This window comes from Enterococcus sp. AZ156, assembly GCF_051714165.1.
Lineage (GTDB): Bacteria > Bacillota > Bacilli > Lactobacillales > Enterococcaceae > Enterococcus_B > Enterococcus_B pernyi.
In genome coordinates this window covers 1750243-1768490 of the sequence record NZ_JBIORI010000001.1, presented here as the reverse complement: position 1 = coordinate 1768490, position 18248 = coordinate 1750243, and the positions used below count along the sequence as shown (strand labels likewise).

Annotated in this window: 15 protein-coding genes and 1 pseudogene; 13 read left to right on the top strand and 3 right to left on the bottom strand. The window is 36.7% G+C overall.

Annotated features, from left to right (window positions below):
• Positions 1–263 precede the first annotated feature (263 nt).
• The 4 genes from IGJ95_RS08390 (at position 264) to IGJ95_RS08375 (ending at position 4538) form a co-directional block, all read left to right on the top strand.
• The gene (locus tag IGJ95_RS08390) at positions 264–917 is read left to right on the top strand and encodes a hypothetical protein (RefSeq protein ID WP_228760881.1); all 654 of its coding nucleotides are present in this window, start codon (positions 264–266) and stop codon (positions 915–917) included.
• The gene (locus IGJ95_RS08385; protein WP_438761716.1) at positions 917–1510 is read left to right on the top strand and encodes an SLBB domain-containing protein; all 594 of its coding nucleotides are present in this window, start codon (positions 917–919) and stop codon (positions 1508–1510) included. The genes IGJ95_RS08390 and IGJ95_RS08385 overlap by 1 nt, the downstream gene beginning before the upstream one ends.
• Positions 1507–2520: an RnfABCDGE type electron transport complex subunit D gene (locus tag IGJ95_RS08380; RefSeq protein ID WP_438761714.1), complete on the top strand. Its 1014-nt coding sequence runs from the start codon at positions 1507–1509 to the stop codon at positions 2518–2520. Before IGJ95_RS08385 ends, IGJ95_RS08380 begins: the two co-directional genes overlap by 4 nt.
• Positions 2521–2801: 281 nt before the next feature.
• Positions 2802–4538: a glycosyl hydrolase family 28-related protein gene (locus IGJ95_RS08375; RefSeq protein ID WP_194179790.1), complete on the top strand. Its 1737-nt coding sequence runs from the start codon at positions 2802–2804 to the stop codon at positions 4536–4538.
• A gap of 2042 nt (positions 4539–6580) precedes the next feature.
• Here the strand turns inward: IGJ95_RS08375 and IGJ95_RS08370 are convergent.
• Positions 6581–7123 carry a hypothetical protein gene (locus IGJ95_RS08370; protein ID WP_041684224.1) on the bottom strand — a complete coding sequence of 181 codons (543 nt, stop codon included), beginning with the start codon at positions 7121–7123 and terminating at the stop codon, positions 6581–6583.
• A 115-nt stretch (positions 7124–7238) separates the two neighbouring features.
• On the opposite strand from IGJ95_RS08370, the gene IGJ95_RS08365 reads away from it, so the two are divergent.
• From IGJ95_RS08365 to dnaJ, 7 genes and pseudogenes are all read left to right on the top strand, one after another.
• Positions 7239–7469, top strand: coding sequence for a hypothetical protein (locus tag IGJ95_RS08365; RefSeq protein ID WP_023519833.1), 231 nt, complete (start codon positions 7239–7241; stop codon positions 7467–7469).
• A 9-nt stretch (positions 7470–7478) separates the two neighbouring features.
• A pseudogene (locus IGJ95_RS08360) lies at positions 7479–7921 on the top strand (IS3 family transposase); the annotation flags it as partial.
• 358 nt (positions 7922–8279) lie between these two features.
• Positions 8280–9461, top strand: a complete 1182-nt coding sequence (gene hemW, locus IGJ95_RS08355) for a radical SAM family heme chaperone HemW (RefSeq protein WP_153829755.1) — start codon at positions 8280–8282, stop codon at positions 9459–9461.
• Between the two features lie 232 nt (positions 9462–9693).
• A complete protein-coding gene (hrcA, locus tag IGJ95_RS08350) occupies positions 9694–10737 on the top strand; it encodes a heat-inducible transcriptional repressor HrcA (protein WP_023519830.1) in 1044 nt (347 codons plus the stop codon).
• Positions 10738–10816: 79 nt separating this feature from the next.
• Positions 10817–11365, top strand: a complete 549-nt coding sequence (gene grpE, locus IGJ95_RS08345) for a nucleotide exchange factor GrpE (RefSeq protein WP_153829756.1) — start codon at positions 10817–10819, stop codon at positions 11363–11365.
• Between the two features lie 55 nt (positions 11366–11420).
• The gene (dnaK, locus tag IGJ95_RS08340) at positions 11421–13250 is read left to right on the top strand and encodes a molecular chaperone DnaK (protein ID WP_010735218.1); all 1830 of its coding nucleotides are present in this window, start codon (positions 11421–11423) and stop codon (positions 13248–13250) included.
• Positions 13251–13604: 354 nt separating this feature from the next.
• Positions 13605–14771: a molecular chaperone DnaJ gene (gene dnaJ / locus IGJ95_RS08335; RefSeq protein WP_010735219.1), complete on the top strand. Its 1167-nt coding sequence runs from the start codon at positions 13605–13607 to the stop codon at positions 14769–14771.
• A 28-nt stretch (positions 14772–14799) separates the two neighbouring features.
• Here dnaJ and IGJ95_RS08330 read toward each other — a convergent pair whose 3' ends face one another.
• Both IGJ95_RS08330 and IGJ95_RS08325 read right to left on the bottom strand, forming a co-directional pair.
• A complete protein-coding gene (locus IGJ95_RS08330; RefSeq protein WP_023519827.1) occupies positions 14800–15498 on the bottom strand; it encodes an HAD family hydrolase in 699 nt (232 codons plus the stop codon).
• Positions 15499–15508: 10 nt separating this feature from the next.
• Positions 15509–16285 carry a DeoR/GlpR family DNA-binding transcription regulator gene (locus tag IGJ95_RS08325; RefSeq protein WP_023519826.1) on the bottom strand — a complete coding sequence of 259 codons (777 nt, stop codon included), beginning with the start codon at positions 16283–16285 and terminating at the stop codon, positions 15509–15511.
• Positions 16286–16511: 226 nt separating this feature from the next.
• On the opposite strand from IGJ95_RS08325, the gene lacG reads away from it, so the two are divergent.
• Together lacG and IGJ95_RS08315 are read left to right on the top strand one after the other, a co-directional pair.
• Positions 16512–17912: a 6-phospho-beta-galactosidase gene (gene lacG, locus IGJ95_RS08320; RefSeq protein WP_010735222.1), complete on the top strand. Its 1401-nt coding sequence runs from the start codon at positions 16512–16514 to the stop codon at positions 17910–17912.
• A 16-nt stretch (positions 17913–17928) separates the two neighbouring features.
• Positions 17929–18240, top strand: a complete 312-nt coding sequence (locus IGJ95_RS08315; protein ID WP_010735223.1) for a PTS lactose/cellobiose transporter subunit IIA — start codon at positions 17929–17931, stop codon at positions 18238–18240.
• Positions 18241–18248 lie beyond the last annotated feature (8 nt).

The window sequence follows — 18248 nt, the reverse complement described above, 5'->3', positions numbered from 1 at the left end:
ATATTTCACTTATAAATCATTTTCTTTAGTAGAATTTGGGCGAATATATACTATTTTGTTCATATTCATTCGAGTAATAAAACAACTGTTTTATATAAAAAATAATTGTTATTCTAGGGGGAGAAATGAAAAAAATTAGTTATCGAAAAAAATATGAATGGATCGGATTAGGTTTGCAATTAGTTTTAGTAGCTATCGGTTTGATTTATTACTTTTTTATCTATCGTTAGGAGAATGAAAATGAAATTAATAGTAAAAAAAGGTTGAATGGCGTCTATCTTGATAAAAACAAACATACAGCACAACAAGCCATCGAGAAACTAACGCCACCAAAGAAAATTATTTTACCAATGTCTATGCATCTTGGAAAACCTGCTAAAGTCGTTGTTGAAGTAGGCGATAAAGTGGCAATTGGGACACTCATCGGAGAAAAAGATGGACCAATATCTGCCAATGTACATAGTTCAGTGGCAGGAGTCGTAAAAAAAATCGAGAACCGCATGGTCAATCATCGGTCGACTGAAGTGGTCATTATAGAAAATGACTTTTCTGACCGTATGGAATTATTACATACAAAAAACAAAGTTTTACATAATATCGTCGCGAATGCAGGAATTGTAGGGATGGGAGGCGCTGGTTTTCCAACTGACTTAAAGCTACTACCTAAAGAAGAACAAAAGATCCATACCTTGATCATTAACGCAGCAGAATGTGAACCATCCATTACTAGTGATAGAAGATTATTGATTGAAGATACTGAACAAATGATTTTGGATACTTATCAAATCCCCAAAGCAAGGATTGCGATCGAAAAATCATCTGTACAAGTGATTGAACATTTACATAAACATCTGATTGATCCAAGAATCCAGTTACATATTCTAGGGATCTATATGCTCAAGGTGCGGAAAAATTAGTGATCAAGCATGTATTATCTCAAGAAATACCTAAAGGCAAGCTCCCTTTTGATGTCGGAGTGATCACCTTGAATGTAGCGACGATACATAGTATTTTTAGTGCTGCGTTGAAGCAGGTCGCATCCTTCGAACGGGTAGTAACAGTTTCAGGTACACCGATCAAAGAAGGAAAAAATCTACGAGTACGAATTGGCACACCAGTAGAGGAATTGATTGATGCTTGTGGTGGATTTGTGTCGTCACCTCTTAAGGTATTGAATGGTGGACCGATGATGGGGAAACTTATCCAGTCATTAGATGAACCAGTCACAAAAACGACTAATTTGATTTTAGCATTGTCTGCAGCAGAGACAATGATCCCCAAGGAACAAAAGTGTATCAAATGTAGCGAGTGTGTGAATGCGTGCCCAATCGGTCTACATCCGATCTTGATCAGTCAAGCGTACCGTCATCAGGATCTTCAGACAGCCGAACAGTTAGGCGCGTTGAATTGTTTAGAATGTGGTGCTTGTTCATTTATCTGTCCTTCAAAAATCAATTTATTAAAAGATATCAGAGCAGTAAAAAATCAGATCATGGAGGCAAAAGGATGAGTACGAAATATCTAGGAAACGGAACGATCAATGGTCCGCATATCCGTAATGATTGGACAAGCCAATGGAAAATGAAACAAGTATTGATTGCCCTTATATTTCCAACGATTGGTGCTACTTACTTTTTTGGTTGGCGTTCGTTAGTGATGATCATTACCAGTATCCTCACATGTGTATTACTTGAAGGGGTTATCCAAAAAGTAAGTAAACAACCGATCACGGTCAATGATTTGACTGCTGTGATCACAGGTTGGCTGTTAGCTTTGACATTACCTACTAGTACACCATTATGGACAGTGCTTGTCGGAGACTTTATTGCTATCGTCCTTGTAAAGCATCTAGGAGGCGGGTTAGGAAGGAACTGGATCAATCCCGCAGTAGCAGCACGAGTCCTTCTAAAGCTCTTTTTATCTCCTTGGATCACCAATTGGATCGCACCAGGACCAGATGTGATCACTACTGTGACGCCACTTGTGGCACTTGCTCATTTTTCTCGAGAAATCAGCGCGACCACACCTGAATGGTGGAAACTTTTCTTAGGGATTGATCTAGGCGGTCCAATGGGGGAAACAAGTAAACTGCTCTTATTGATTGCAGGGGGCTATTTGATCGTGCGAAAAATCATCCATCCATTCGTTCCTCTGTTGACCCTAAGCTCTTTCTATCTAGCGATTTTAATTTATAGTGGGTTTAATTTTAGCTTTGCTACAGCTCATTTGCTTAGTGGAGCATTGATCATGGCAGCTGTTTTCATGGTAACAGACTATACGACTTCACCTGCAACCGATAAAGGGAAGTATTATTTCGCTATCGGCTGTGGTTTACTATGTGCTGTTTTAAGAATCGTCTTAGATTTGCCAGTGGGGATCGGCGTAGCGATTGTTGTCATGAATCTAGCGGTACCATTCATTGATCAGTGGACGATGCATCGGGTGTATAGTGAAAAAGAGTTTAAGATAACCTCGATGATTGATAAAGAAAATAGAAAAGGATTATCAAGTTTCAAGTGATAATTTATAAGGAATAGGACTGTTACCCGACTAGAGAAATTTAGTCGGGTCTTTTTAGGTAAAACTGTTGCTCAACTATTTTTTTTGTGAAAGAACTCAATAATTTCACCTGTGAATGAAATTATTGAGTGCCAAACTATTTATTTATCTGCTAATCTACAAATGGATATCGTTCGTTATTTTATAGTGTCTTAAAACAAAAGGTATCTAACATCAAAAATAAAAGAATACTTCCTGTTTAGAACGATAGCTAATCACAGCTAAAAAGAATGGAGAGACAAATGAACAAACTACAACTAAAAATGATGTTATGTTTTCTGGTTCTGTTTGTAATAAGCATACCAGCAAATATAAACGCAGAAGCAACGAATGAGTTAGAGGGCCAAAAAACTTTTTCGGCTCAGCACCCCGAATGGTTAGATGCAACAGATGCGACGATTTTTGGAGAGCACGCGCTGCGACGTGAGAGTTTAGAAGATCAGTCAAATCAATTACAAGCGATTATTGATCATGCCAATTCTTTAACAAAACAGTTATATATTCCAGCTGGTACGTATATTATCAACAAAAATGTAGTGTTAAGAAGCGGTCTTAAGATCAAAGGAGAAGAAGAGAATCCAACGATACTGAAAAATGAAACAGGACAAAACGTTTATTTGTCAGATGAAAATTACCAGACAAGCTACAATATTGAGATTCATTCATTGTTTTTCGATGGAGTAGGAATTTTTACACGTTTAGCAAATAACATTACCATCAATGATAATGTGTTTTATCATCCTGTCTCTTTATATCCGATCAACCTACAGACATCCAATGGGGCAACTATGCAAAATAATATATTTATGAGAGATCATGAACATGCCACGCCAGATACAGAAAATCGGGCAATCTATATTGGTGGTTTTTCGACGGTTGGAAGATATGAGTATATGGAAAATGTACAGATTACAGATAATCTATTTGGATTACGGATCAATGAGTTAGAAGCAATCAAGAGCTTTAGCAATCCTGAGATTATCAAAACCATCAATCGTCTACAATCTGCATTGGAGTCTGAGCAAATGTCTCTTGAACATAACGAACAAAACTATCTTTCTTGTGGTGTCAATTCATATAGTAATTCGAAGAATGTTTTGATAAAAAATAATTTCTTCCAGCAGATGTACGAGAACGAGGATCGATATGGTGTGGTAGGTGATCATGCCATCTATCTAAGAGGATCACAGAATGTACAGGTTGTAGGCAATCACGTTCGTGGATTGCACAATGGACCTTATGGTGGATTTAAATTCAAATCAGGACGTAACATCACGATCATGAATAATTATCTACGTAATACCGGTATTATCATGTATGAAACACCAGAATTTGGATTAGGAGATAGTTTTGCTCAAGGTCAAGTAGCTGAGTTATCGAATTGGTTCGTAGCAAATAACGTGTTTGATTTTAAAGAGTGGCAGGATAAATACGCGATTGGGATAGAGTATAATCGGCATACTGGAAAGGATAACGTATACAATGGGGTATTTATTGATAATAAATTTATCAATTATCACAATATTCCAGCCAACCGCCGGAGAGAGCTATTGATCATGAATCAAGCTTCTGAAGGTTTTAAAGGAGAGTCAACATATGTTTCTGGCAATACACGTGATGACACATCTGATCGTCAATTAAATGTTGAGTATTGGACCTCAGCAGAGTATGACAAAATGCCAAAGGATTGGAGAAGTTTGATCGATTCTACAATGTATGATCAATATAAAGAAACGCAAATACCAATACAAGATGCATTTCCTGTTGGTCGGACGGTTGAGATTATTTTAGGTGAATCTTATGATCCATTTGATTTTGTTGAGCAAACCCATATAGAAGAAAACGATCGTCCTGAAATCACTATTTTGAATCCTGAAGTTCTATCAAAAGTTGGTCAACATAAGCTAGAGCTAATGCTTTCATATCCAAATGGACGAACAGTGCGTGTGGTTGCAAATGTGACAGTCATGTTTCAATAATATAAAAAGTTCAAGCGATTCAAAAACCAGTTGAAACTTCTTGGCATATCATTTTCTAGCCAAAGTCGAAAGAGTTAGAAATATTTTCGCTCGATAAAGATTTACAAGTAGTCATTTTATCAGAAATACCAAGTTTTTACCGCTTAATTTTCGATTGAAAAGGCGGTGTTAATGAGCTTGGCTAAATAGGTGATTTCGACAAAAGAACAGATGCATGAAATTACTTATATCTCTTCTATTTTTCGCACCAAAAAACAAGGTTGGTTGAACATTCCTTCTTTTTATAGACATAGTATAAAGACGGAGGATGTTCAACTGATTTTTATTTTGCCTAAGTAGTTTATCAATCAGTTAAATAAAAATACACTTATAAAGTGAAAAGGAAAAGGTACAAGAAATGTAAAATAAAAGTATTGTGGATTTAGTAGAGATTGTCATAGCGAAAGAATTTTATGCTGGAATGAAATATGTAACAGATGAAGCGAATAAAAGACAGAAAGGATTAGTTGGTTAGGGTAAAATGGATTGGATACTGAAGTCATCCAAGAAATATGTGTATGGCTTTTTTTGTTTTGCTGATTTTATCATACTTGATTGAGATAAATTTAACGTTTATGCGTTCAAAATAAGTTTTTATGATTAGTTTGAATAATAACTATGTTATTAGGTTATATTAAACGTGTGGCTTAAAGGTTTATGATTTTTTGTATATTATGTAAAAAAAGTTCTAAAGATTAATAATTTTTTTGTAATTAAAATTTTCTTGGTACTACTATGAACTATGGTAAAGAGAATTATTGCAGAAGGTATAGCTAGAATCGTCAGAAAAATAATAGTTATCTTTTGGAATAAGCCTTTAACAGTACATATTGAAAAGGATGTAGGTAGGTTAAATTGATATATTTCGCGATCCGAATAGGCTTATGTTTCTTAAGTCTGTTGTGTTTTAGTATAGGCATTAGCTTTTTATGGAGAATAAAAAAATTAGTACGACAAAACCTTGGGAAAAGTTTGTCAAGATCAGATTATATGAAAACACAAGATTATTTAACAAAATATAGGTTTTATGTTTATATAGTTTTTTTTACATTAGCATTTATCTTAATACTAATACGTTTTAATTAGTATTTAATTGATATTATTTCTCTTTGATTACAATTTATATTCAGCATAAAGTGTATTATGTTTATTTTCATAAATAATCGGTTGTAAGCCCGATTATTTATGAAAAAGAGAGTATAAAATTTTTACGGTAGGATAGAATTATTATGATAGAAAAGATTCTGATAAGGAACATCGTATCTAGAAATATTTTTTATAATTGTTAATTCGTCGAAATCTAATTGTTTTAGCATAAGAATATCTAAGATACATTGTAATTTTAGAGTTACATATATAATTCTATTGGATTGGTAATGGCTAATTCATATTTACTTACTGAATCTCCGTGGGTAAGATAATTTCTTGTGAATCTGTAAATATTTTTAAATATCTATAATTTAGTTTTCGTCCCAAAAAAAATTGAATAAAAATTATTGATTTTAAGTAAACTATCTTTAAAATCTTTAAAAAGGAAGTAGACTGTCGTTTAAAACTTTTATTTCAAAATTTTTTTAGAGAAATTTCAAATTTTGTAAATCCATCAATATGTCTCCTTGATAGTATAGCTCTTTTAGAAAATTCCATTGTATCAACCTCTATTAGAAATGAGCTTTCAATTGATTTTAGATTTTCCTTACCATAGTTTACAGATTCAGAATTTTCTGCTTTATTTATAGATATTGTGATTGGAGAACTTTGATTCCATCTTTCATATGAGTCAAAGGAAAAAGTGGATTTTATGATATTTAAATTATCAATTAATGCAATTGGTTGGGATGAAATAAATAAGGAATTAACCAGGTATGTTACTAGTTTGTATAATAATAATGAAATCCTTTAAATATACATATTTACCATTTTCAGAAAAAACATAGATTATTCTATCGTCAATTATATTTTGCTGATCAAAGAAGTCTGCAAAACTATTCATTAACTTTAGTCTAAATTTTTGCGATAGTACCATCATCTTTTAATTGATAACTAGTAACCACTTGGCGACTCAGTCCCATTCCTGTTCCAGTAAATATATACAGATTAATTGATTTATTTACTGGTTGTTGTGCCATCAAAAGCTCTGAGTTCTTTTTAAAACGTTCTAAATCTTGTTCACTCTCTAAATAATTATTAGTAATGCTTAGACTATAGAAGTTATCTCCTGTTTTAGTTAACTCAATTTCAGCTTTGTCAGTATTATCAGAAAAATAAGGTGATAAACTCAATTCTGCAACCATAGAGGCATCCTGCAAAGCTTTAGTTTCGTTGCCTTGAGTAGCATTAATCATACCTTGAATATCCATTTTTCCAGGATGCCATTCACTTGCAGGATATTCTTTTAATAATGATTCAGAAGTTGGTTCACTGCTTGATATTTTTGTTTGTTCAACCGTACTACTCGTTGTAGAACTAACTTTTTTTGTGGTTGGCTCGGTACTTTGATTAGAACAACCAGCAAATAAAGTAATCGTTGATACAAGTAATAACAACCAAATATTTTTTTCATTATTTCACTCTCCTCAAATTATATAATAACATGGTTTGAATATATTGTATCTAAATATTCCATGACGATAAGTATGCGCAACAGAAAAGTATTGTATTATGAAATTTGAACAACTTGGAAAACCAATCAAATTTGGCGAATATATGGGTCGTTACAAAGAAATGATCCAGCATGTGTTATGTGAATTGTCTTTTGTAGATTTTGATTCAGAAAAAATAAAAGCATTATTAAGAGCAAAAATACGTAAGGCAGAAACTACTTTTTATATCTTTTATGATCAACATCGCAGAGAGCCTGATTATGCTTTTTTGCAGAGGAAAATTATGTAGTGCGAGCCACTTTCACAACCCAATTTTGTTAATCAACAAAGGTTCAAGGCCACAGAAAATATAAAATTTGGTTAAGAGACATTACCTATATCACTCTGAAAGAAGGAACGCTTTATTTATCTATATTTATTGATATCTGTACGAGAAAAATTGTTGGGTGGTCTATGTCACCTAGAATGAAAGGTCAATTAGTTGTGGACTCTTTTCTTCAAGCATTTGGAAAAGAGCAGCCTGGACCAGGGGTTATTATTCACACTGATTAAGGCTCACAATAAACAAGCGCTAAATTCCAATCGGTGTTAAGAAAAAAAGAAGCACGCTCTAGTATGAGCCGAAAAGGAAACCCTTATGATAATGCCTTAATGGAATCTTTTTACAAAACGATAAAAAGAGAGCTGATCAATGATGCTCAATTTAGAGATATTGATCAGGCTCAAATGGAGATATTTAAATAGATTGAAACTTACTATAACACGAAACGCATACATTCTAGAACGTGTAGGGCACGCCAACATGAAAACCACACTGGAAATTTACAAACAAGTCTCCAATACAACTAAAGAAAAACTAATCCAAGAAACCGATTCTTGGATTTTTTAGTGGATTTGTTTGTTAAATACGTTTAGTATGCGTATATAAGAGGTCGTGAAAGTGCCGGTTAGCTCCGATGACAATAAGAAAGCAATTTTTAAAACAGCTTTTCATGTTTTGAAAATTGCTGGCTTATTTCAAGGAGTTGGCACTTGAACACCGTTTAAAGAGTGGTCGAAAAGCGGTACGACTTTTTGACGTAAGGAGAAAGAAAAAACAATGAAAGAAACAAACAAATCCGCAGAACATAAGCTTTCTGCTTATATCCATATCCCGTTTTGCGAACATATCTGTTATTACTGTGACTTTAATAAAGTGTTTCTAGAAGGTCAACCAGTGGATGAGTATGTCGAAATGCTACTAAAGGAAATGGCGATCATGATGGAGCGTCGTCCGATGAATGAATTGGAGACGCTGTATGTTGGTGGTGGAACGCCGACTTCTTTATCGGCTAAGCAGCTCGATCGACTATTGTCTGGTGCCAGAGAGATCTTACCTTTTAATGAAGGAAAAGAGTTTACGGTGGAAGCGAATCCTGGTGATTTGACCAGGGAAAAGCTACAAGTAATGAAGAATTATGGGGTCAATCGTTTATCGATGGGGGTCCAGACCTTTGATAATCGCTTATTAAAGAAAATTGGTCGAAAACATACGGCGGAAGATGTCTATGAAACAATGCGATTTTTAGAGGCGGAAAATTTTTCAAATGTCAGCATTGATTTGATCTATGCGTTACCTGGGCAGACGTTAGAAGGCTATCTTGATACTTTGGAGCGGGCATTAGCCTTAGACTTACCTCATTATTCTCTTTATTCATTGATTTTAGAGAATAAAACGATGTTTATGAATTGGGTTCGACAAGGTCGGTTGCAATTGCCAGATCAAGAGACGGAGACACGGATGTTTGAAGAAACGATTGCGGCGATGGAAAAACACCAACGTCATCAATATGAGATCAGTAACTTTGGTTTAGCTGGTCATGAATCGCAACACAATTTGATGTATTGGAATAATGATCACTATTTCGGTTTTGGCGCAGGGGCAAGTGGCTATTTGGATCATACGCGATATCGAAATAAAGGTCCGATCCAACATTATTTGCGTCCGTTACGTGAAGGTGAGCTACCGGTATTAGAACGTGAAGAGTTATCTCGTAAAAATCAAATTGAGGAAGAGATGTTTCTTGGTTTAAGAAAAAAGGTGGGCATTGAGAAGCAACACTTTTTACAGCGTTATGGTCGATCGATTGAATCGTTGTATCAATCTGTCCTGGATGAGTTAGTAGCAGAAGAGTTGTTAGTGAATGAAGAAGACCGAGTATATTTGACACAAAAAGGAACTTTTTTGGGAAATAATGTCTTCGAACGGTTTTTATTGGATAAGGACTTGATAAACGACTGAATGATTGTTTAAATTTTTTATAACAACGAAATAAAAAAACAATTTGATCAATTTTTTTATGATTAAAAGACTGATATGACGGTATTTTAAGCAAGTTGACGATTGATTAGCACTCTCGGTGGCAGAGTGCTAAAAAAGTGGGTTCTTTTCCTTGACACTTTTTAGTCTTCTTGCTATATTTATAAGTGGGTTAGCACTTAGAAGCTAAGAGTGCTAATGAGAGGTGAGAAAGATGTTAACACAGCGACAAAGTGATATTTTACGTCTGATCATCCAAAACTATACGAGTAGTGGGGTGCCCGTTGGTTCCAAAACGTTAATGGCGGAAGGAGTCGAGGCAAGTCCAGCGACGATCCGTAATGATATGAAAGCTTTAGAGGATGAAGGTCTACTTTTAAAGACACATTCTTCTTCTGGACGTATACCGTCTGCGCTAGGTTATCGTTATTATGTGGATCATCTGTTACGACCTGCTCGTGTAGCAAATGATGATTTGCACCAAATTCGACAGTCTTTAAACAAGGAATTCCATGAAATCAACGAAATCATCAAACAATCAGCTGAGATTTTATCTGAGTTGACTAGTTACACTACTTTTTCGTTAGGACCCGAGATTAAAGATCGCCGTTTGACCGGTTTTCGCATCGTGCCATTGAACAGTCGTCAGGTGATTGCGATCGTGGTGACTGATAATGGGAACGTTGAAAGTCAGGTTTTTACTCTTCCTGAAAACTTAGGTAGTCAGGACTTAGAAAAAATGGTTCGTATTGTCAATGACCGTTTGGTAGGAGATCCGTTAGTGACGGTATACAACAAATTACGCACGGAGATCCCAATGATCTTGCATAAATATTTTCAAACAACGGAAGGGATGTCAAATCTCTTTGATACGGTATTGAGTCATGCGTTTGAAGATAAAGTTTATGTGAGTGGCCAAATGAACTTATTGGATTATGAACCGTTGCAAGATGTGGATCAGTTCAAGTCAATGTTTTCATTTATGACAGATTCCTATGAACTGACACAGATGATCGTACCGATGGATAGCAAGATACATATCAAAATCGGTTCGGAAATAGGCAATGACCTATTGCAAAATATGAGTATGATCCAAGCGAGTTATGAAATCGTCGGCCATGGACGTGGAACCATTGCATTGCTAGGACCAACTAGTATGCCATATTCCAAAATGTTAGGCCTTGTCGATGTCTATCGAAAAGAATTGGCGCACAAACTCGCTGATTATTATCGCACACTTGATCGCTCGGATTTTTAAACAATCACAAAAGTGACTGATCGTTTTTTCGATTTGAGCGATCAAGCATCTGACTGAATAATGAAAGGAAGACTGCATCATGAAAGAAAACCATGAAGAATTAGATCAGGAATTGAATGATACGCAGCTAGATCCAGAAACGGAAGAAGTAGAAGTTTCAGAAGTGGAAGAAGAAGCAAATGAACTTGCAAATCTCCAAGCTGAATTTGATGAAATGGAAGACAAGTTTTTGCGTGCGAGAGCAGAAATCGCTAATATGGCAAATCGTGGTAAAAACGAACGAGAGCAATTGCAAAAATATCGTTCACAAGATTTAGCCAAAAAATTATTACCTTCGATCGACAACTTAGAACGTGCTTTAGCAACAGAAGTATCTGATGAGCAAGGTGCAAGTTTGAAAAAAGGTGTCGAGATGGTTCTTGAAAGTTTGAAACATGCATTGAAGGAAGAGGGAATCGAAAAAATCCCTGCAAAAGGTGAACCTTTTGATCCGACATTGCATCAAGCAGTTCAGACCGTGTCAGCAACAGATGAATTACCTGCTGATACGATCGTTGAAGTGTTACAAGAAGGCTATAAATTACATGACCGCGTATTGAGACCGACAATGGTTATCGTTGCGCAATAAAGTCATGATGGAATAGAAACAAACAACTTAGTAATAAGATAAGGAGACGTTGATTATGAGTAAAATTATCGGAATTGACTTAGGTACTACAAACTCAGCAGTAGCTGTATTAGAAGGAAATGAAGCAAAAATCATTGCAAACCCAGAAGGAAACCGTACAACACCTTCTGTTGTGTCATTTAAAAATGGTGAGATCCAAGTAGGGGAAGTAGCAAAACGTCAAGCAGTAACAAACCCTAATACGATTTCTTCCATCAAACGCCATATTGGTGAAGCTGGTTATAAAGTGGATGTTGAAGGTAAATCATATACACCACAAGAAATCTCTGCAATGATCTTACAATACATCAAAGGATTCGCAGAAGATTATTTAGGCGAAAAAGTAGAAAAAGCAGTTATCACTGTTCCTGCATACTTCAACGACGCACAACGTCAAGCAACTAAAGATGCTGGTAAAATTGCAGGTTTAGAAGTAGAGCGTATCGTCAATGAACCGACAGCGGCAGCGCTAGCTTATGGTTTAGACAAAACAGATCGCGATGAAAAAATCTTAGTATTTGACCTTGGTGGTGGTACATTCGACGTATCGATCCTTGAATTAGGTGATGGCGTATTCGACGTATTATCTACTGCTGGAGACAACCATTTAGGTGGAGATGACTTTGATAACAAAATCATTGATCATATGGTTGCTGAATTCAAAAAAGAAAATGGCATTGACTTAGGTCAAGATAAAATGGCTTTACAACGTTTGAAAGACGCTGCTGAAAAAGCGAAAAAAGATCTTTCAGGTGTTTCAAGCACTCAAATCAGCTTGCCATTTATCACAGCTGGCGATGCTGGTCCATTGCACTTAGAAATGACATTGACTCGTGCAAAATTTGATGAATTGACAGCTGACTTAGTGGAACGTACGAAAGTTCCTGTACGTCAAGCATTGAAAGATGCTGGTTTGTCACAATCAGAAATCGATGAAGTGATTTTAGTCGGTGGTTCAACGCGTATTCCTGCGGTTGTTGAAGCTGTAAGAAAAGAAACAGGAAAAGAACCAAACAAATCAGTAAACCCAGATGAAGTTGTAGCGATGGGTGCGGCAATCCAAGGTGGCGTGATCACTGGTGATGTAAAAGACGTTGTTTTACTAGACGTAACACCATTATCATTAGGTATCGAAACGATGGGTGGCGTATTTACAAAATTGATCGATCGTAATACAACAATCCCAACAAGTAAATCACAAGTATTCTCAACAGCTGCGGATAACCAACCTGCGGTAGATATCCATGTATTACAAGGGGAACGCCCAATGGCTGCGGACAATAAAACATTAGGTCGCTTCCAATTGACAGATATTCCAGCTGCACCACGCGGTATCCCTCAAATCGAAGTAACATTCGATATTGATAAAAATGGTATCGTAAATGTATCTGCTAAAGATCTAGGTACACAAAAAGAACAAAAAATCACGATCAAATCTTCTTCAGGTCTAACAGACGAAGAAATCGAACGCATGGTGAAAGATGCTGAATCTAATGCAGAAGCAGATAAAGCACGTAAAGAAGAAGTGGATCTACGTAACGATGTCGATGCATTGCTATTCTCAGTTGATAAAACCTTGAAAGAATTAGAAGGTAAAGTTGACGAAGAAGAAGTGAAAAAAGCTGAGGCAGCTCGTGACGAGTTGAAAGCTGCAGTAGAAGCAAACAACATCGAAGAAATGAAAACAAAACGTGATGCGTTGAACGAAATCGTGCAAAACTTGACAGTTAAATTATATGAACAAGCGGCACAACAACAAGCTCAAGAAAATCCTGAAGCTGCCCAAGGCGGAGCGGATGATGTCGTAGATGCTGATTTTGAAGAAGTCGATGACGACAAAAAATAATCAGTTCATTTAGTTTCACTTAAAGAGATCAAGTCCCGCTTAGAATAAGCCGAAGAATTCGAAAATAGCTTCTCATATTTTCGCGATTCTTCGGCTTATTTCCGAGGGAATAATCTTGTATCACTTTATTTTATAGAGTTTAGAAGCATCGCTAGTGTAAAGAAACAAGTCATCAATTATGATTTTTCTTTGGATCAAGAAGAGAAATGTTTTCTTTTCTTCATGCCATAGAAATCAATGATCGATTTTTTCTTCTTTAGTCGATACTTCGAAATTTCCGGTTTTTGTTTCGATCAAAGTGTGATATGATAACAAACGACGTGGAAATGAAGAGAACCAATAGGAGGAAAGCCTATGGCAACAAAACGTGATTATTACGAAGTCTTGGGGCTGTCAAAGGGAGCTTCAGAAGACGAAATAAAAAAAGCTTATCGAAAGTTATCAAAGAAATACCATCCAGATATCAATAAAGAGCCTGATGCTGATGAAAAATTCAAAGAAGTTTCCGAGGCTTATGAGATTTTAAGTGATCCACAAAAACGTGCGGCTTACGATCAATACGGACATGCCGGAACTGATCCTAATTATGGCGCAGGTGGCGGCGGCTTTGGTGGCTTTGGCGGCTTCTCCGGTGGTGGAGCTGGCTTTGGTGGATTTGAAGATATTTTTGATTCGTTTTTTGGCGGTGGTGGAAGATCTGTTGATCCAAATGCCCCTCGTCAAGGATCAGATCTACAATATACAGTCAATTTATCCTTCGAAGAAGCAATCTTTGGGGTAGAAAAAGAAATCAAATACAACCGTGAAGAAATATGTCACACGTGTAGCGGAAATGGTGCAAAACCAGGAACACAACCGACGACTTGTCATAAATGTCATGGTTCTGGAACGATCAATGTGGAACGTCAAACGCCACTTGGTCGTGTGATGAGCCGCCAAACTTGTGATGTGTGTCGAGGCACTGGGAAAGAGATCAAAGAACCATGTCCAACTTGTCATGGCTCTGGTCATGAGAAGAAAGCACATACGGTCAAAGTGAATGTACCAGCCGGTGTGGAAGAAGGACAACAAATGCGCTTAGCAGGACAAGGTGAAGCAGGCGAAAATGGAGGCCCATTCGGAGATCTATATGTGGTCTTCCGAGTAGAAGAAAGTGATATCTTCGATCGCGATGGCTCAGAGATCTATTATGAGTTACCATTAAGCTTCGTGCAAGCGGCATTAGGCGATGAAGTACAAGTGCCAACTGTTCATGGGGATGTCAAATTGAAAATCCCTGCTGGTACGCAAACGGGAACGAACTTCCGTTTACGTGGCAAAGGAGCGCCGCGTTTACGTGGTGGTTCTACAGGGGACCAACATGTACGTGTGAAATTGATCACACCTAAAAACCTCAATGAGGAACAGCGTGAAGCTTTACGTGCGTTTGCTAAAGCAGGCGGCATGCATGTTCAAGAGCAACAAGAAGATGGTTTTTTTGATAAAGTAAAAGATGCGTTTGGCGGAAAAAAACGTAAATAAATACAAAAAAAGATAGACGATCATACGTCTATCTTTTTTTTGATGAAGTTGCAGTGGAGAAGAAATTGAGATAGAAATCATCAAAATTCTCTATCACACCATCTTTTCTTAGTTCTTGATCGGAGAATAACTGGCGATTTTTTCCAAATGGATCAATGGCGATGATCGTACCGATATTTGCACGCTTGGCTGCTAAAAGTCCAGAATAAGCATCTTCAATGACCAAGCAGTCTTTTGGTTCAAGAGCCAATTTTTGGGCAGCTTTGATAAAGATATCAGGTTGTGGTTTACCTGGAAAAGTATTATCATCGTAAACGACTTGGTCAAATTCAAACCATCGCGCTAAATCGAAAATCTCGAAATAAAATTCAACGTTTTCTTTGACTGTCGCTGTAGCGATGGTGATCGGGATATCCTCCTCTTTCAATATATCCAAAGTACCGATCAATCCCTGCGTAAGCACTAAATCATCCGGTTTTTCTAAGCAAAGAGTGCGATAATATGCCTCTTTCTCGTTTGATAGTTTCTCGACTTCTTCCTTAGATAAAGTAGGTGAGATAAAATAATTCAATATCTCGCTATTGGTACGTCCATGGATATTTTTAACAATGTCTTCATCAGAAAGCTCTTTTTTAGAATAATGATGGATCATTTGGACCCAAGCCGCTTCATGTAAATGGGAGTCTTGGAACATCGTCCCGTTAAAATCAAAAATAATTCCTTTCATACGTTCACTCCTAAAGTTCATTTTCTAGCGATTCCGCTAATTTTATTTGGACATATTGCGAATAATGATCTTTCACATGTGACTTGATGTGTGGATCAGTAATCAATAAATCGAAATCATGTAATTGATAAAAGATATAAAAGTCATCGCGATTAAATTTTTGGTGATCCACTAATAAGTATTTATTTTTCGAATGGTTCAATGCAATTTGTTGGGCTTCGCCTTCTTCAGTACTATAGGTTGAGATTGCTTCATTATGCACACCGTTAGCGCTGATAAAAGATTTGGTGAACTTCAGTTTTCTGAGGTTATCGTTGGTGATGGGGCCGACAAATGCACCAGTGTTTTTTCGAAAATCGCCACCGATCAACAAAATTTCGGGAACTTCTGCTTGGGCTAACACTTCAAAAACGGCATAATTATTCGTAATGATCCGCAATTTTCTGTGGATCAAGTGAGAAGCTAATAACTCGATCGTCGTTCCTGGGCCCAAAAAGACTGTATCGCCTTCATTGATCAACTGTGCAGCAGTTGCTGCAATCTGTTGCTTTTCTTTGATTTGCATGACTGATTTTTCTGTATGTGATAATTCTTGGTCGAGGGTATAGGTAAGACTTTGAGCCCCGCCATGGATACGCAATAATTTTCCTGACTTTTCTAGCTCATCCAAATCTCGACGAACGGTCATATCAGAGACATTCAATTGTTCGATGATCTCACTGACCGTTAAAATTCCTTTTTTATTCACCATCTCACTAATTGTTAGTAAGCGCTCTCTTTTTAACATCTAATCACTCCCAATTCACAAATAATCTACCATAGAATAGAATGGAGGTCAACAAAAACAAACATGTGCAAACAAAAATAATCAACCTAAACAAACAATTGCCACTTTTATTTTAAATAAATGCAATTTTTTGATTGAATTTGTTTGTTTTTGTTGACAAATGTTTTGGATGCGATTACAATTCGTGTTGTCATATAAATTAGTAGACAAGAAGGTAGGGGAAGAGATGCTGAAATTACCAGAAGATTTTATTTTTGGCGGAGCAACAGCGGCATACCAAGTAGAAGGTGCAACAAAAGAAGGCGGAAAAGGTGAAGTTGCTTGGGACGAGTTTTTAGAGAAACAAGGAAGATTCAGTCCTGATCCGGCAAGTGATTTCTATCATCAATATGAAAAAGATATTGAATTATGTGAAAAGTTTGGTGTGAATGGGTTACGTTTATCCATTGCGTGGAGTCGTATTTTTCCTGATGGAACTGGGAAAGTTAATGAAGAGGGTGTGGCATTTTACCATAAGGTCTTTGCAGCTTGTGAGAAACATGGTGTACTTCCTTTTGTGACGCTCCATCATTTTGATACTCCGAAAGTTTTATTTGATCAAGGTGATTTTTTAAATAGAGACAATATAGAAGCATTTGTTGCATATGCAAAATTTTGCTTTAAAGAATTTAAAGAAGTGCGTTACTGGAGTACCTTCAACGAGATTTATCCAGTGGCAACGAATCAATATTTATTAGGGATTTTCCCACCAGGAATCACCTATGATTTTACCAAAATCATTGCTTGTTTGCATAACATGATGTATGCGCACGCAAGAGTGGTGAACTTGTTCAAGGACGAGGGATACGCCGGTGAAATTGGTGTGGTTCATTCCTTAGAAACGAAATATCCTGCATCGGACGCTTTGGAAGATCAACATGCAGCATTCTTAGATGATGCGTTGTCGATCCGTTTTCTCTTAGATGCCACTTACTTAGGATATTACTCTGATGAAACATTGTCAGCACTTGCTGAGATTTGTGAAGCGAACGACGCAAGTTATGAGTTTCCTGAAGAGGATCTGGCGGAGATGAAGCGTGCCTCACATCGTAATGATTACTTGGGGATCAACCATTATCAATGCCACTTTGTCAAAGCGTATCATGGAGAGAATGCGATCCATCATAATGGCACAGGGGACAAAGGAACTTCTGTTTATAAAGTAAAAGGAATTGGGGAACGGATCTATAAAGAAGGGATCCCTCGAACGGATTGGGACTGGTTGATCTATCCAGAAGGGTTATATGATTTATTGTTACGTATCAAGGAAGATTATCCCCACTACAATAAAATCTACATCACTGAAAATGGGATGGGATTCAAAGATCAGTTCGATGATGGTGTGATCATGGACCAACCACGGATCGAATATTTGAAAGTTTATTTAGAATCATTGAGCCAAGCTATATCTGCTGGAGTCAACGTGAAAGGCTATTTCCTATGGTCGTTAATGGATTTGTTCTCTTGGTCAAATGGTTACAATAAACGATACGGACTCTTCTATGTCGATTTCGAAACACAAAAACGTTACCCTAAAGAGTCCGCCTATTGGTACAAATTCGTCAGTGAAACAAAAACAATCATTTAAGTTGGAGGAATGGAAGATGAATAAAGAAGAATTGCAAATGTTAGGTTTTGAGATCGTGGCTTATTCAGGGGATGCACGTAGTACGTTACTCACATTATTAAGAGAAGTACGTCAAGGGAAATTTGATCGTGTGGAAGAAGCCTTGAAGGATGCAGATGAGAATTTGACATTAGCCCATAATTCACAAACGAAGATCTTAGCAGAAGAAGCTTCAGGAAAAGATATGGATATGGGATTTATTTTTATCCATGGACAAGATCACTTGATGACTACTTTATTGCTAAGAGATTTGATCCAAGATTTTATTGAGTTATATAAAAACAAATAATCACTAGG